This is a genomic window from Stappia indica (genome assembly GCF_020177335.1).
Lineage (GTDB): Bacteria > Pseudomonadota > Alphaproteobacteria > Rhizobiales > Stappiaceae > Stappia > Stappia indica_B.
The window spans coordinates 352,170-367,879 of sequence record NZ_JAIVMG010000001.1; the positions used below are offsets into that span (position 1 = coordinate 352,170).

A 15,710-nucleotide genomic window follows, 5' to 3' on the forward strand; every position below is an offset into this window, starting at 1 on the left:
ACCGTTGCCTTCGATATCGGATCATGATGCGCACTGTTCTTGTCACCGGCTCCGCCGGCTTCATCGGGTTTCACGTTTGCCAGCGGCTTCTTGCCGATGGCTGGCGGGTTGTCGGCCTTGACAGCGTCAGCCCCTATTACGATCCGGAGTTGAAGGAGGCGCGGGTGGCGATCCTGCGTCGGTCCAACCGGTTTCAGGAAGCGCGGATGTCGCTGGAGGATCGCGAGGCGGTGCTGGCGCTGGTGGAGCGTGAAGCGCCGTCGCGGATCATCCATCTCGCCGCCCAGCCGGGGGTGCGCTACTCGCTGACCGAGCCGCAGGCCTATGTGGACGCCAATGTCACCGGTTTCCTGACGGTTCTGGAGGCGGCGCGTGCCTTTCCGGTGGAGCATCTCGTCTATGCCTCCACCTCCTCGGTCTACGGGCTCGACGGGGCGATGCCGCTGTCGCCCCATCGCGGCGGCAATCATCCGATCTCGCTTTATGCGGCGACGAAGAAAGCGAACGAGGCGATGGCGCACAGCTATTCGCATCTGTTCAAGATCCCGGTGACGGGCTTGCGCTTCTTTACCGTCTACGGCCCCTGGGCGCGGCCGGACATGGCGCTTTACAAGTTCACCCAGGCGATCCTCGCCGGCGAGCCGATCGACATCTACAACAACGGCCAGATGGTGCGCGACTTCACCTATGTGGATGATATCGTCGAAGGCATCGTGCGCATCGCCGACCGGCCGGCGGCGGAGGATCCCGACTGGCAGCCGCTCGATCCGGATCCGGCGAGCAGCGGCGGCGCGCCCTACCGGCTCTACAACATCGGCAATTCGCAGCCGGTGGAGCTGATGAGCTACGTCGAGGCCATCGAGGAAGCCTGCGGGCGCAAGGCTATCCGCAACTACATGCCGCTGCAGCCGGGCGATGTGCTGTCGACCTGGGCCGATGTGGAAGACCTGATCGAGGTCACCGGGTTCCGGCCGCAAACCAGCGTGCGTGATGGCGTCAAGGCCTTCGTCGACTGGTACCGCGCCCACTACAACGTCTGACGGCAGGGCGGCGAGCCACGCCGTTCCGGCTCGGACCTATTGAAACCGCGCGCTTTGGGGCTCCCCGATCCCGGCTCGGGGGCCGGGATGACGCCGAGGCGCGGGGCATCGACTTCAGTCATACGGGGCATTGCGGTCACCCTTGACGCACGCATGAGAGACAACTCACCGCAATGAGTTGCTGACCCCACTTCATGGGCAAGGGCGGCTCTACACCGGACATCGCCTCACGCTCCGCGTCCTCCCGGACGGAGCGCAAGCGGAGATCCGGGATCGGAGAGCCACGGCCCTGTCGGCTCAAGCCCTTTGGAAACGTGCGCCCTTTTCGCCCCTTGTTCCCTGCCCCCGGAGCTATTTCCCCTGGTTGGCGGCCTTCGCGGCCTTTTCCGCCTTGGCGGCGGCGAAGCGGGCGCGCAGCTCTTCCGCCTTGCCCGGTTTCACCGTCTGGCGGGCGCGGCCAAGCGCCAGCGCGTCGGCCGGCACCTCTTCGGTGACGACGCTGCCGGCGGCGAGATAGGCGCCATCGCCGATGCGCACCGGCGCGACCAGGGTGGAGTTGGAGCCGATGAAGCTGTTGGCACCGATTTCCGTCAGGTGCTTTCCGAAACCATCGTAGTTGCAGGTGATGGTGCCCGCGCCGATGTTTGCCTTGGCGCCGACGGTGGCATCACCGATGTAGCTGAGATGGTTGACCTTCGCGCCCTCATCGACCCGCGCATTCTTGATCTCGACGAAATTTCCGATATGCGCGCCGGCACCGATCCGCGCCCCCGGGCGCAGACGGGCATAGGGCCCGGCGGTGACGCGGGCGCCGACGTCAGCCCCCTCCAGATGCGAAAAGGCGCGGATGCGGGTGCCATCGGCAACCGAGACGCCGGGGGCGAACACCACATTCGGCTCGATCACCACATCGCGGCCAAGCCTTGTGTCGTGGGAAAAGAACACGGTTTCCGGCGCGACCAGCGTGGCACCGTCAAGCATGGCCGCCCCGCGGCGGCGGGACTGGAACTCCGCCTCCACCGCCGCGAGCTGGACGCGGGTGTTGATCCCCTGCACCTCGGCTTCCGGCGCGGTTTCGGCGGCGACGTTGAGCCCTTGCGCCCGGGCGATCTCGACCGCATCGGTGAGGTAGAATTCATTCTGGGCATTGGCGTTGCCGATGGCCTCCAGAATGTCGGCGAAGTGCGTGCCGCGAAAACCCATGATCCCCGAATTGCAGAAGGTGACCGCCCGCTCCGCCGCGCTGGCGTCCTTTTCCTCGCGAATCGCCGTCAGGTTGTCGCCTTCAGTCAAAAGCCGACCATAGCCGGTCGGGTCGGCGGCTTCAAAACCGAGGACGACCACATCGGCGCCGGCGGTCAGGCGCTGGCGCACCCGGGCAATCGTTTCCGGCGTGACGAGCGGGGTATCGCCGAACAGGACGAGGATGTGATCGGCGGGCTCGGCATAGGCCGGTGCGGCGCTACGGGCGGCATGGGCCGTGCCGAGCCGTTCCACCTGCTCATGGATTGAGGCGGCGGGATCCAGCGCCGCGACATGGCCGGCAAGCTCCGGCATCTGCGGGCCGATGACCACGGCCACCTGATCGCACCCGGCGGAGCGCACGGCCTTCAGCACATGTCCGACAAGCGACAGCCCCCCGACCTCATGCAGCACCTTCGGGAGCTGCGATTTCATGCGGGTGCCAAGGCCGGCGGCCAGAATGATCGCGAGACAGGACTGAGTGCGCATCGGCATCCTCAAGATGGGGTCAGGAATGAGGGTCAGTCACCACGACGCGCGCGCGCTCGTCAAGTCATGGCGTGCGCGATCGGAAAAACTGTTCCGTGAAACACATTCACCTGAGACGATCTGTGCCCTGTTGTCGCAGGCGAAGCTGTGCAAGTAAGGGCGACGGCGCGGCGCGACGCGACCCGCGTGGATGGAAGACAGAGGATGGCAATGACGGACGGGGTGGTCGAACAGATGCAAGGCGAAGCCGAGGAACCGAGGCTGATGCATTTCCCGGTGACGTTTTTCGCAGCGGTGATGGGGCTGGCCGGGTTCGGTCTCGCCACCCGGCAGATCGAGCTGGCGCTTGACCTGCCCTTTACCGCCAGCCGGTTGGTGATCGGGGCAACGGCGCTGGTCTTCCTTGCCATTGCCGTCTTCTTCATCGCCAAGGGCCTGCGCTATCCGGCGGCGTTGCGGGCGGAATGGAACCATCCGGTGCGCATCGCCTTCTTTCCGGCGATCACCATTGGCGTCTTGCTGATCTCCGCTGGCCTGCTGCCTGTGTCGGAGCCGCTGGCGCGTGGTCTGTGGTGCGCGGCAACGGTTGCCCATCTGGCGGTGACCCTTGGCGTCGTTTCCGCCTGGATCAGCCACCGGCCGTTCGAACAGGCGCATCTGACCCCGGCCTGGTTCATTCCCGCCGTCGGCAATGTGCTGGTGCCGGTCGCTGGCGTGCGCCTTGGCTATGTGGAGGTGTCGTGGTTCTTCTTCTCGGTCGGCATCCTGTTCTGGCTGGTGTTCCTGACGCTGGTGTTCAACCGGCTGATCTTTCACAACCCGCTGCCGGAACGGCTGTTGCCGACCCTGGTGATCCTGATCGCTCCGCCCTCCGCCGGCTTCATCGCCTGGCAGGAAATCAACGGCGGTGCGCTCGATCCGCTGGCCCGGGTGCTCTACTACGTCGCGGTGATGTTCGTGCTGATTCTCCTGACCCAGGTGCACCGGCTGTTCCGCCTGCCCTTCACCATGTCCTGGTGGGCCTATTCCTTCCCGCTCGCCGCCTTCACCATCGCCTCGGCCCATTTCGGCACCCGCACCGGGTCCGAGTTTCACATGGCGGCGATGTACGCGACCTATGCGGTGCTGGCCGTGGTGATCGCGCTTTTGCTCGTCAAGACCGGCCGGGGAATCCTGCGCGGTGAGATCTGCCGCCCGGAATGAAACTTTGGCCGGCGGGGGCTGCCCCCCTCGCCCGCCCCTTCGCGGGCCTTGCGTTACCAGAGGGTCTTCTGCGCCCGCTCCGGCCATGCGCGGTCATACTCCGCACCGCCGACCGTGTCCTTGCTCAGCCGCGCCAGAATGCTGCCCGGGGTCGGAAGACTATCTGGGGCTACCTGCTCGCCCGGATCCCAGAGCGCGGAGCGGACGATGGCCCGGGCGCATTGGAAGAACACGGTGGTGATGGTGAGGACGATCACGCTGCGCGGAGCCTTGCCGTCAACGGCGAAGGAGGCCAGAAGCTCCGGGTCGACCGACAGATGGGCGGTGCCGTTCACCCGCAAGGTGGTGCCGCTGCCGGGGATCAGGAACAACAGGCCGACGCGCGGGTCGGCGATGATGTTGCGCAAGGTATCGACCCGGTTGTTGCCGCGCCGGTCCGGGATCATCAGCGTCTTTTCATCGGCGATGCGTACGAACCCCGGCCGGTCGCCGCGCGGCGAGCAGTCGAGCCCCTCCGGTCCGGATGTCGCAATCGTCAGGAACGGCGATGCGGCGATGAAGGCCGCGTAGTCCTCCGACACGTAGTCGATTTCCTTCACCGTCGAGGCGGCGTTCGGCAGGCCGTAAAGGGCCTCAAGCTGGGCAATGCTGTCGATGCGCGACATGGGGGAGCTCCGGTGGGCGGGTGGCAGCGAAAGTAGCACCTCCGCCGCACCGGTCAACGCTGCCTATTCGGCAGCCTCCGCCCTGGGGCTGATCACCGGCTCCATGCCTTCCAGCTCCGAAGGCTGGAGGTGGCACAGGATCCGGTGGTCCTGGCCGAAGGTGCGGTTCGGCGGCAGCTCCACATCGCAGGTGCCGGGGATCATGTAGGGGCAGCGGGTGGAGAACGGGCATCCCTTCGGCGGATTGGAGGGTGACGGGATTTCGCCCTTCAGCACAATATGCCGCTTCTTGACCCGCGTGTCGGCAATCGGCACGGCGGCCAGAAGTGCCTCGGTATAGGGATGATAGGGCGGCGAGAACACCTCCTCGGTGGTCCCCTGCTCCATGATCCGGCCAAGATACATGACGACGATGCGGTCGGCGAGATAGCGCACCACCGAAAGGTCATGGCTGATGAACAGCATAGTGGTGCGGTTTTCGCGCTGGATGTCCATCAGCAGCTCGGTGACGGCGGCCTGAACGGAGACATCGAGGGCGGAGACCGGCTCGTCGGCGATCACCACGCTGGGGTTGCCGGCAAAGGCGCGGGCGATGCCGACGCGCTGCTTCTGGCCGCCGGAGAGCTGGCGCGGCTTGCGCTTGGCGAAATCGCGCGGCAGCTTCACCGTGTCGAGCAGCCGATAGACGATCTCGTTGACCTCCTCCTCGCTCCGGGCAACGCCAAACTTGCGGATCACCCGGCCGATCTGCGCGCCGATGGTGTGCGAGGGGTTGAGGGTGTCGAACGGGTTTTGAAACACCATCTGCAAGTTGGCGATGGTGTCCTTCGTCCGCTTCTGCACGGGCAGATCGCCAAGCTCGGTGTCGCCGAGCAGCACCTGACCGTCGGTCGCGTCTTCCAGCCCCATCAGCACCTTGGCGAAGGTCGACTTGCCGCAGCCGCTTTCGCCGACGATGGCCACCGTCTCCGCTTCGCGGGCGGAAAAGGTCAGCTTCTCGTTCGCCTTCACCGTGCGAGTCGCCCCGCCCATGGCCAGAAGGCCGCCGGTCTCGATGGCGTAATGCTTGGTCATGTCCTTGACCGACAGGACCACCGGGCCGGCCTTGATCGGCGGTTTGGCCTCGCCCTTCGGCAGGTCCCGGTCCCAATCGATCTCGGCAAAGCGCTCGCAGCGCACCCGGTGATCGTCGTCGCCGGGCACGGGATGCATCGGCAATGCGCGGGCGTCGCACAGCCCGCCCTTGAAGAAGCTGCAGCGCGGACCGAAGTTGCACCCCGGCGGGCGCTCGTGCGGCAATGGCAACTGACCGGGGATCGCCATCAGCGGATGGGCGTTCTTGTCCGCACCGGGCAGCGGGATCGAGCCGAACAGGCCGCGCGTATACGGGTGGCGCATCTCGTCGAAGACATCCTCGATATCGCCAACCTCCACCGCCTCGCCGGAATACATCACGGTGAGCCGGTGACAGGTCTCCAGGATCAGCCCGAGATTGTGCGAGATGTAGATCATCGAGGTGCCGAATTCGGCGGAAATCTCGTTGATCAGCTCGACGATGCCCGCTTCCACGGTGACATCGAGGGCAGTGGTCGGCTCATCGAGCAGCAACAGGCGCGGGTTCGACAACAGCGCCATGGCGATCACCACCCGCTGCTGCTGGCCGCCGGAGATCTGGTGCGGATAGGAGCGCAGGATGCGGCGCGGATCCGGCAGGCGGACCTTGGCGAGCATCTCCTCCGCCCGCGCCAGCGCTTCACTCTGGGACAGGCCGTCATGATAGATCGGCACTTCGGCGAGCTGGTCGCCGATGGTCATGGCCGGGTTCAGGGAGGCCATCGGCTCCTGATAGACCATGGCGATCTTCGACCCGCGGATTTGCCGCAGCTCCTCCTCGGACATGGTGCGCATGTCGCGCCCCTCGAACAGGATCTCGCCGCCGACGATGGCACCGTTCCGGCCCATGTACTGCATGATCGCCAGCGCCACGGTCGACTTGCCGCAGCCGCTCTCACCGACGATGCCATGGGCCTCGCCGGGCATGAGCTTCAGGTTGAAGTCGACAACGGCGGGAATTTCGCCGGCCCGGGTGTAATAGGAGATGCACAGGTTGCGGCACTCCAGCACCGGTGTCTGTTCGGTCATCATGTGGCTCCTCAGTCCCGCAGGCTCATTTCCCGAAGGCCGTCGGCCATCAGGTTGAAGCCGAGGATCAGGCTGGAGACGGCCAGCGCCGGCACCAGCAGCATGTAGGAGAATTTCCAGAGCATCGCCGTCTTGGCGCTCTCGCGGATCATCAGTCCCCAGTCCGGGTCGGGCGGCTGCAGTCCGAGGCCGAGGAAGGTCAGGGTGGTGATCGCCACGGTGGTGTAGCCAAGGCGCAGGCAGGCATCGACGATGATCGGTCCGCGCACATTCGGCAGCAGCTCGACGATCATGATGTAGAGCGGATGCTCGCCGCGCGTTTGCGCCGCGAACACATAGTCGCGGGTCTTGATGTCAAGGGTCAGCCCGCGAACGATGCGCATGATCGCCGGCGCCGAGGCGAAGGTCACCGCCACCACGATGTTGAAGCCCGAAGGGCCGAGATAGTTGAGGATGACGATGAACAGCACCATCACCGGGAAGGACAACAGCACATTGGCGACGAAGGAGATGATCTCGTCCCACCAGCCGCTGAGATAGCCGGAAATCAGGCCGAACAGGGCGCCGACCACATAGGCGACGAAGGTGGCCGAAACGCCCCAGACGATCACCCGCTGGCAGCCCCAGATCATCCGCGACAGCATGTCCCGGCCCTTGAAATCGGTGCCGAGCCAGAAGAACACGTCGCGCTTTTCGCTGAGCGGGGTGACGAAGGGCGCGATCGGCTTGTTCGGGTCGAGCAGCGGCAGATAGGGCGCGGCGACGGCGGCAAGCAGCCAGAAGAAGACGAGGGTCAGGCCGATCACCGCGACCCGGCTTTCGCGAAAGGCGCGCACGCCCAGCACATAGAGCAGCAGCGTTGCCGGAATGGCCGGCAACAGGATGTAGTCGGCGGCCGGCCCGAGCGCGCTGCCGCCCATGACATAGCTCATCAGCGGCAGCCACATCAGCAGCCCCAGGGCGATCAGCGCCCGTGGGTGCGACAAGCGCTCCAGCGCCGAAGGTCCCGCCTCGATTTCGGTAACAGCCATTGAGGGTCTCTCCCGTCCTTCAGGCGAAGCGGATGCGCGGATTGAGGAAGGTGTAGCCGATGTCGGAAATGATCTGCGACAGCACGGCCACGGCCACGGCGACCAGGGTGCAGGCCTGCACCACCTCCACATCCGGGAACAGGGCGGCCTCCAGCAACAACTTGCCGAAGCCGTCGTATTCAAAGAACACCTCGACCACGACCACGCCGGAGAGCAGCCAGTTGAGCTGCAGCACGATCAGCGTGAAGGGCGCGATCAGCGCGTTGCGCAGGGCGTGTTTCATCACCACGCGCCGATAGGGCAGTCCCTTGAGCACGGCGGTGCGGATGTATTGCGAGGTCATCACCTCGGCCATGGAGGCGCGGGTCATGCGGGCGACATAGCCAAAGTCGTAGATCACCAGCGTCAGCACCGGCAGCAGCAGTTCGCGGAAACTGAAGCCGTTGATCATCGCCGCCTTCGCCGGCAGCCAGCCAAGGCCGAGCGACAGCACCACCGTCAGCAGGATCGCCGTGGCGATTTCCGGGATACTGGTGGTGAAGACCGACAGGAAGGAGATCGTCCGGTCCTGCACGGACCCCTCCTTCATTCCGGCGAGAATGCCCAGCACCAGCGACAGCGGGATCATCAGCGCGAAGACGAAGAAGGCGAGGATGCCGGTGTTCGCCAGCCGGTCGAGCAGCAAGGGGCCGACGGGGCGGTTCTTCTCATAGGAAAAGCCCATGTCGCCTTGCAGGATGTCCCCCACCCAGTTCAGGTAGCGGGTGTGGAAGGGCACATCCAGCCCCTTCTCCGCCAGCCAGGCGTTGTAGCTCTCCTCCGTCAGCGCGGAGACGGCAAAGCCGCCGAGTTCCTGAACCGCGAGACGCTTCTTGAACTCCGGCGTGTCGAAGATCGCGAACAAGAGCAGCGACGCGACGGCCATGATCAACAGCATCTGGAGAAGCCGTCGCAGGATCAGTTTCAGCATATTGGGTCACCATGTCTGGATCCCGGCGCCGGGCCGCCCTGGAGAGGCGGTGCGGCGAAGGGCTGCCGGGCGGGAGATCGTCCCCCGCCCGGCCGGATCGTCATGGGCGTCAGGCCGCCTTCCAGACCTTGTTGAACTGGTGATACTGGGTCGGGTGCGCCGGGTAGCCATGCACCGCCTTGCTGGCGATGGTGTAGACCGGGCGGCAGATCGGCTGCACCATCACCGCATCGTCCTGAAGCACCTTCTCGATGTTCTCCATCAACGCGCGGCGCTTTTCCACGTCGAGCGTTGCTTCGGCCTCATCCAGGGCCTTGTCCCATTCCGGGTTGGAGTACTTCGTCTCGTTCCAGGGAACACCGGTCCGGTAGCCGAGCGACAGCACCATGGTGCCGAGCGGGCGGTGGGTCCAGGCGGTGGCGCCGAACGGCGTCTTGTCCCAGATCTCCCAGTATTTCGAGGGCGGCATCACATTGACGTTGAGGGTGATGCCTGCGTCCTTCAACTGGTCGCGCATGGCCTCGGCCACGGTCTGGTGCCACGGGCCATCGGTGTTGCCGACGTCAATGGTCAGCTCCAGCCCGTCCGGATAGCCCGCTTCGGCGAGTAGCGCCTTGGCACCGTCGACGTCCCGCACCAGCGGCGGCAGCTTGAAGTATTCCGGATGGATCGGCGCCACATGCTGGTTCTCACCGATATCGCCGCCTTCCGGATAGACCAGCTCCTTGATCAGCGCATTGTCGACCGCCTTGACGATCGCCTGGCGCACCCGCTTGTCGTCGAACGGCTTTTCCGTCACCTGGAAGCGGCAGCACAGGGTCTGTGCGGTGCGCGCCGCGATGATGTTGCCATCCAGCGCCTTGGCCAGTTCCATCTGCTCGACGCCGAATTCGTAGATCGCATCCACGTCGCCGCCGGCGAAGGTGGTGAGCTGGTTGTCCTCATCGAAATTGTAGTAGTGGATCTCGTCGAGATAGACCTTGCCGCCCCAGTACTCGATGCCCTCCACTCGCTTCAGGATGCAGCGGTCGCCGACGGTGTTTTCAACCAGCGTGAACGGGCCGGTGCCGATGGCATTGTCGGAGAACGGCGGCTTGAAGCTGCGGTGCACGAGGGCCGTCGGATAGTTGTACATGTCCTCGGGGAAGGACAGCACCGCCTTCGACAGATGGAAGCGGATGGTGTGGTCGTCGATTACCTCGATGGCACCGTCGCGCATCACCTTCTTGCCGTCCTTTTCCTCCATCAGCGCGGCAATGGACGACAGGCCGACATTCGACGAGCCGAGATCCGGGTTCATCCAGCGCTCGAAGTTGAACTTCACGTCCTCGGTGGTGAAGTCGTCGCCATTGTTCCACTTCACGCCCTTGCGCAGGTAGAACGTCCAGGTCTTGAGATCGTCCGAGGCCTCCCAGCGCTCGGCCAGCATCGGCCGGGTGACGTTGTCCGGGCCGGTCATCGTCAGGTGTTCCAGGATGTGCCGGGTCTGGTTGGACATCTCCACCCAGGAATAGGTCGCCGGATCCTCCATCTTCTGCACCTGCATGGCGACCTTCAGCACGCCGCCGGACTGGGCGTTCGGGTCATCGGGCGGGAACGGCATGTTGGCCTGGTCATCGGCGAAGGCGGGGCTCGGCAGGCCGGCCATCGAATAGGCGGCGCCGGCGCCAACGCCAAGAAGCGCGGCGAAGCGAACGAACTCGCGGCGGCTCAGCGCACCATCCTTCATCTGCTTCCGCAATTGCGGAACCTTGGAATGCAGTCCCGTCGAAGAATTGTTGGTCGACATGTGCCCTGTCTACCTCCTCATTTTCAGTTTGTCCGGTGTCGAACTGTCGGGGTGCGAAGACCGCGCGGCGGCGGTGTCGCGTGTTCGGCAGGCGGCGAAAGGCCGAGGTCTCTCGGTGAGTTTCACCCTCCCCGATCGGGGAGCATGGCTGATGCTTGTTGATCTCATTCAGTTACATCGCCGAGCCTGTCACTTGGCTATGATCTTAATTTAGCACACGATCAGGTCAATTTCGCAAAGCCTCAAATTTGATTTTTTTGCTTTGCGGCAGAAATTTTGCCGTTCGCAGCTGGCTATTGCCGTCCGTCTTGCCGCCTCTGAATTTGCGGGAAAATTAATTAATCTCACGCATTTTTGGGGCGAACAGGAAATATACCTGACATTTCATCACCCGTCTGCGCACGGAATTCATGAGAATTTGCGCTTGTTATTTCGTCTTCTTTCGACGCGGAAAATGGCAGACGGACTTCCCTCGTCGGAGTGGTGCGCCCCACCCTGCGGCCACACGCCGCGCGGGTAGGTAAACCGCGCATTCCGGGGGGGGTGCGACCAGCTCGCCGGTGTCGCCGTCGAACCTTGACGAAACCTTGCCGCCCGGCGGCAGCGCCCTCGCGCAGCTCGCGTTTTTTTGCACCTGCAAAAGGACGGGAAAAGCGGTTTCCGGACGGCGTTTCGCGCCCTGCCCAGACAAAAAGGACTGGCGTCTCGCGATTCGAGCGGCGGCTGGATCGCGGGTGCTCCGCGCGAACCAGGGCCTGGCCGCCGCCCTCTCATTCAGTCAAATTGAATATGAAATAAGCGATTGAATTCAGATTGTTATATGATTTTTATAAACTTAATTGTCATCTCGCATCGATCGAGAAAGCTTCATTTCTCGTGTCGTTCATGAGGTGATTTCGATAAGTTTATGTCTTTGTTGAGTTTTAAGAGTCCTCTTCATCATCCCCAACCTGTCCATGCATCATCTCGCCGAAGCAAGCGATGACATGGCTGGCGAAGGCGTCGGTGGCCTTTCCGGTCTTGCCCGCCTCCTTGAGGATCAGATGATAGGTACCGATCTCCGGCAGCCCGTGCCGGCGGCCGAACCGCTGCAAGGGCGGCTGAACCACGCTTGCCGGGAATGGAGCAATGGCGAGGTCCGCCAGCAGGGCGGCTTCCTGCCCGGCGCTGTGGAAGCTCTGGTAGGCAATGCGATAGGGGTGCGCGGCCTTGTCGAGCGCCGCACGCGCCGCCTTGCGCCAGGGGCAGCCGGAGACCGAAAGCGCCAGCGGAACCGGGTCGCGGCTATAGGCGACACCGCCCTCAAGACCGGCCCAGACCAGCGGCTCGGTGTAGACGATCTCTCCGCCGCGCGCGAGTTCACTGTCTGGGCGCGCGGTGTAGAGGATCAGGTCGAGTTGCCGATCCTTCAACTTCTGCAACAGCGGCGGGCTGCCGTCCAGATGCACATCCACATTGACCGCCGGGTGAGAGCGGGCAAAGCGGGTGAGGATGTTCGGCAGGAAACGGGTGCCGAAATCGGAAGGGGCGCCAAAGCGCACCTCACCTTCCACCGCCGGCGCCCGGAACAGGGACACCGCCTCGTCATTCAGCATCAGGATGCGCCGGGCGTAGCCGAGCAGCGCCTCCCCTTCCGCCGTCAGCCGGACCGAGCGGCCTTCCCGGGAAAAGACCGAGACGCCCAGCAGCCCCTCCAGCTTCTTGATCTGCATGGAAACGGCCGACGGGGTTCGCCCGACCGCCTCGGCAGCCTTGGAAAAGCCCCCGGTCTCGGCAATGGTCAGAAAGGTGCGGTAAAGGTCCATTTCGACCAGCGGCGCGCCCTTGCCCGGCAGGTTGTCCATCTTAACCTCGATCGTTCAAATTATTTGATTTCATAATTAAGTTCTTTTCGTTTGATTGACAGGTCAAATGCGCACATATCCCGCGTAATGGCGCTGACGCTTGGCGCAGCGCGTGTCCCCATGTCGATCTCGCAAGAGGAGAACATCATGTCCTATCTGACCCGGGTTCTCGGCCAGACCCTCGGTGTCGCATCCCGCGTTCACACCCTGCAGGTCGCGGATCGCGACGCGCGCAGCCTGTCCGATATTGGCGTTGCCGATAGCGAAGCCGCGCGTGCCCGGTTCAAGTCCCTGCGCTTCGGCGAGCCGGTGTCTTCCTTTGCCGCCCGTCTCGGTATCAACGGGCGCTGAGGCCCACCGGGACAGCCACGCGCTGAGAAATTCAGATCACAAGCCCTCGCCGATTTCCTCGGCGGGGGCTTTGTCGTTTGGCGGTCCGATGGACAGGACAGGGCGCCCGGCACGGAAAACCGGTTCCCCTTTGGCTGTGCCTGATCTAAGTCACGGGGCAGACCAACCGCGCGAGACAGACCAACGTCATTTCGGGGAGACTGCCATGCAGCCGGCACGCGACATTCAGCGACTGATCGAGATCATGGCGGCCTTGCGCACGCCCGGAACCGGTTGCCCCTGGGACCTGGAGCAGGACTTCGGCACCATTGCTCCTTACACGATCGAGGAAGCCTACGAGGTCACCGACGCGATCGCGCGCGGCGACATGACGGATCTGCGTGAGGAACTGGGCGACTTGCTGCTTCAGGTGGTCTATCACGCGCGGATCGCCGAGGAGGATCAGGCGTTCGTCTTCGCCGATGTGGTGGAGGGCATCACCGCCAAGATGATCCGCCGTCACCCGCATGTGTTCGGCGATGAGGATGCACGCAGCGCCGGCATGGCCAAGGGCGCCTGGGAGCGGATCAAGCAGGAGGAAAAGCGTCTGCGAGCCGAGGCGCGGGCCGCCGAGGGATTGAGCGAGGAGGCGCCGCGCTTTCTCGACGCGGTGCCGCCGGTGTTCCCGGCGCTGACGGAGGCGGAAAAGCTGCAGCGCAAGGCCTCCCGCGTCGGCTTCGACTGGGGCGCGGCCGGTCCGGTGCTCGACAAGATCCGCGAAGAGGTCGAGGAACTGGCCGATGAGGTCTGTGCGCCACAGCCGGACCGGGAGCGGATCGCCGATGAGATCGGCGACATGATCTTCGCCATGGCCAATCTCGCCCGCCATCTCGACATCGATCCGGAGGAAGCCCTGAAGCGGACCAACCGGAAATTTCGCCGCCGCTTCGCCGCCATCGAGGATGCGGCGGCGGCGCAAGGGACGACACTCGACGCCATGACCCTTGAGGACATGGAGGCGGTGTGGCAGGCGGCCAAGCGCCTGCCCGAAGAGACCGCCGCCGGCGCGGCGCCGGCCTCCCCTACCGCTCAGACCGTCGGTTCGGAGTCAGTCGGTTCCTGATCCCGAGGTCGGATCGTAACCGGAAGGTTTCGCGGGCGCGTTGTCCTTGCCCGCATCCTCGTCCGAGGGGAAGAGCGGTTCCGGCGCTGCGAGATAGCCGCGGCACCGGGCAAGAAACCCGCCCCGGTGGCGCTCGCTCACCCTTGCGCTGATCCGTACGCCCTCTTCGCCGTCCTGGCGGGCCATCACTTCAGTGTTGCGATAGAGCCAGGCGAGGGTCTCGCCATCATCGACGGGCAGGCGCAGTTCATAGGTGATGCTCCGGGTGGACAGCTCCGCCTCGATCCGCGCCAGAAGGGCGTCAACCCCCTCCCCGGTTTGCGCCGACAGGCCGATGGCACCGTTGGGGCGCCGGGCGTTTTCCGCCAGGATCGCCCGTTTGCGGTCTTCCGCCAGCCGGTCGATCTTGTTCCACACCTCGATGATGGTCGCGTCCTGGTCTCCCTCCAGACCGAGCAGCGCCAACGTGTCGGCGACATCGGCCGCCTGGGCCTCGCTGTCCTCGTGGGAAATGTCGCGGACATGCAGGATCAGATCGGCCTCGGTGACCTCCTCCAGCGTCGCCCGGAAGGCGGCGACCAGATGGGTCGGCAGATCGGAGATGAAGCCGACCGTGTCCGACAGGATCACCTCGCCGCCATGGGGCAGCGCGATCCGGCGCAAGGTCGGGTCGAGAGTCGCGAACAACAGATCCTTGGCAAACACCTCGGATTGGGTCAGCCGGTTAAACAGGGTCGATTTTCCGGCATTGGTATAGCCCACCAGCGCGATCACCGGCTGCGGCACCTTGCGCCGCTTGGACCGGTGCAACTCGCGGGTGCGGCTGACCTGCTTCAGGTCCTTCTCCAGTCGGGTGATCCGCTCCTGAATCAGCCGCCGGTCGGCCTCGATCTGGGTTTCGCCAGGGCCACCGATGAAGCCCAGACCGCCGCGCTGCCGCTCCAGGTGGGTCCAGGAGCGCACGAGGCGGCTCTTCTGCCACTTGAGGTGGGCGAGTTCGACCTGAAGGGTGCCCTCCGCCGTGCTGGCGCGAGCGCCGAAAATCTCCAGGATCAGGCCGGTGCGGTCGAGTACCTTGCACTCCAGCGCCTTTTCCAGGTTGCGCTGCTGGATCGGCGTCAGCGGGTGATCGACGATGAGAAGTTCGATCTCCTCCGCCCGGACGATGGCGGCGAGATCGTCGACCTTGCCGCTGCCAAGCAGGGTCGCGGGACGCGGCGCACTCACGCTGACGATGGCGCTGGAGATCACATCCAGTTCGATCGCCGCGGCGAGGCCGACGGCCTCCTCAAGCCGGGCTTCGGGCGACCGGCGCGGCGTCTCCTGGCCGGTGTCCGAACGACGGCGAGGGTCGAGGACGGGAACGATCACGACGGCCCGCGCCCCGGTGGAGGAACGCGGGCCATCGCTGGCATGGTCCGGTCCGCCCCCGCTGGGGGCGCCGGAGGTCTGGCGTGGCTGTTTTTTCAATCAGCCCGCGGCTTTCTCGCCCGCTTCCTCGGACGGATCGAACAGTTGCACCGGTGCGTTCGGCATCACAGTGGAGATCGCATGTTTGTAGACGAGCTGCGAATGGCCGTCACGGCGGAGCAACACGCAGAAATTGTCGAACCACGTCACGACGCCCTGCAGCTTGACGCCATTGATCAGAAAGATCGTCAGCGGCGTCTTCTGCTTGCGAACGTGGTTGAGAAAAGTGTCTTGAAGGTTTTGAGCGCGGTCAGCCATGTTTTATTTTTTCCTGATTTTGCCTTTGCATTATAGGTGCGCCCGCACCGACGTTTCGCGTGCCCGGCCAGCCGGCGCCATCTCGCGCGGCCAGCCCGAAGTCATGCACCCTGG

General features: G+C 64.5%; 13 protein-coding genes. 4 read left to right on the forward strand and 9 right to left on the reverse strand.

Going from position 1 to position 15,710, the window contains the following annotated elements; translation table 11 throughout:
* The first annotated feature begins 26 nt into the window (after positions 1–26).
* Entirely contained in the window at positions 27–1,040 is a 1,014-nt protein-coding gene (locus tag LC062_RS01540) for an NAD-dependent epimerase (RefSeq protein WP_224909773.1), read from the forward strand.
* Positions 1,041–1,391: 351 nt separating this feature from the next.
* Here the strand turns inward: LC062_RS01540 and glmU are convergent, their stop codons facing one another.
* Entirely contained in the window at positions 1,392–2,771 is a 1,380-nt protein-coding gene (gene glmU / locus LC062_RS01545) for a bifunctional UDP-N-acetylglucosamine diphosphorylase/glucosamine-1-phosphate N-acetyltransferase GlmU (protein WP_224909264.1), read from the reverse strand.
* 204 nt (positions 2,772–2,975) lie between these two features.
* Between glmU and LC062_RS01550 the strand changes: the two genes are divergently transcribed.
* Complete coding sequence (locus LC062_RS01550) at positions 2,976–3,974, forward strand: SLAC1 anion channel family protein (protein ID WP_224909265.1); 999 nt, start codon at positions 2,976–2,978, stop codon at positions 3,972–3,974.
* A gap of 53 nt (positions 3,975–4,027) precedes the next feature.
* Here LC062_RS01550 and LC062_RS01555 read toward each other — a convergent pair whose 3' ends face one another.
* The 6 genes from LC062_RS01555 to LC062_RS01580 form a co-directional block, all read right to left on the reverse strand.
* Positions 4,028–4,639: a pyridoxamine 5'-phosphate oxidase family protein gene (locus LC062_RS01555; RefSeq protein WP_224909266.1), complete on the reverse strand. Its 612-nt coding sequence runs from the start codon at positions 4,637–4,639 to the stop codon at positions 4,028–4,030.
* A gap of 63 nt (positions 4,640–4,702) precedes the next feature.
* On the reverse strand, positions 4,703–6,781 hold the full coding sequence (locus tag LC062_RS01560; RefSeq protein ID WP_224909267.1) for a dipeptide ABC transporter ATP-binding protein: 2,079 nt from the start codon (positions 6,779–6,781) through the stop codon (positions 4,703–4,705).
* A gap of 11 nt (positions 6,782–6,792) precedes the next feature.
* Positions 6,793–7,812, reverse strand: a complete 1,020-nt coding sequence (locus LC062_RS01565; protein ID WP_224909268.1) for an ABC transporter permease — start codon at positions 7,810–7,812, stop codon at positions 6,793–6,795.
* 19 nt (positions 7,813–7,831) lie between these two features.
* Entirely contained in the window at positions 7,832–8,782 is a 951-nt protein-coding gene (locus LC062_RS01570) for an ABC transporter permease (protein ID WP_224909269.1), read from the reverse strand.
* Between the two features lie 109 nt (positions 8,783–8,891).
* Positions 8,892–10,571 (reverse strand): ABC transporter substrate-binding protein, encoded by a 1,680-nt coding sequence (locus tag LC062_RS01575; protein WP_224909270.1) that lies wholly within the window; start codon positions 10,569–10,571, stop codon positions 8,892–8,894.
* A 923-nt stretch (positions 10,572–11,494) separates the two neighbouring features.
* Positions 11,495–12,415, reverse strand: coding sequence for a LysR family transcriptional regulator (locus LC062_RS01580; protein ID WP_224909271.1), 921 nt, complete (start codon positions 12,413–12,415; stop codon positions 11,495–11,497).
* A gap of 147 nt (positions 12,416–12,562) precedes the next feature.
* Here LC062_RS01580 and LC062_RS01585 point away from each other — a divergent pair, with 147 nt between their 5' ends.
* Together LC062_RS01585 and mazG are read left to right on the forward strand one after the other, a co-directional pair.
* Positions 12,563–12,766: a hypothetical protein gene (locus LC062_RS01585; protein ID WP_181761366.1), complete on the forward strand. Its 204-nt coding sequence runs from the start codon at positions 12,563–12,565 to the stop codon at positions 12,764–12,766.
* A gap of 205 nt (positions 12,767–12,971) precedes the next feature.
* On the forward strand, positions 12,972–13,868 hold the full coding sequence (gene mazG / locus LC062_RS01590; protein WP_224909272.1) for a nucleoside triphosphate pyrophosphohydrolase: 897 nt from the start codon (positions 12,972–12,974) through the stop codon (positions 13,866–13,868).
* On the opposite strand, the gene hflX is transcribed toward mazG, so the two are convergent.
* Both hflX and hfq read right to left on the reverse strand, forming a co-directional pair.
* Positions 13,854–15,338 carry a GTPase HflX gene (gene hflX, locus LC062_RS01595; RefSeq protein WP_263625389.1) on the reverse strand — a complete coding sequence of 495 codons (1,485 nt, stop codon included), beginning with the start codon at positions 15,336–15,338 and terminating at the stop codon, positions 13,854–13,856. The genes mazG and hflX overlap by 15 nt on opposite strands.
* A complete protein-coding gene (gene hfq / locus LC062_RS01600; protein WP_224909273.1) occupies positions 15,339–15,596 on the reverse strand; it encodes an RNA chaperone Hfq in 258 nt (85 codons plus the stop codon). It lies immediately after the preceding gene.
* Positions 15,597–15,710: the final 114 nt, after the last annotated feature.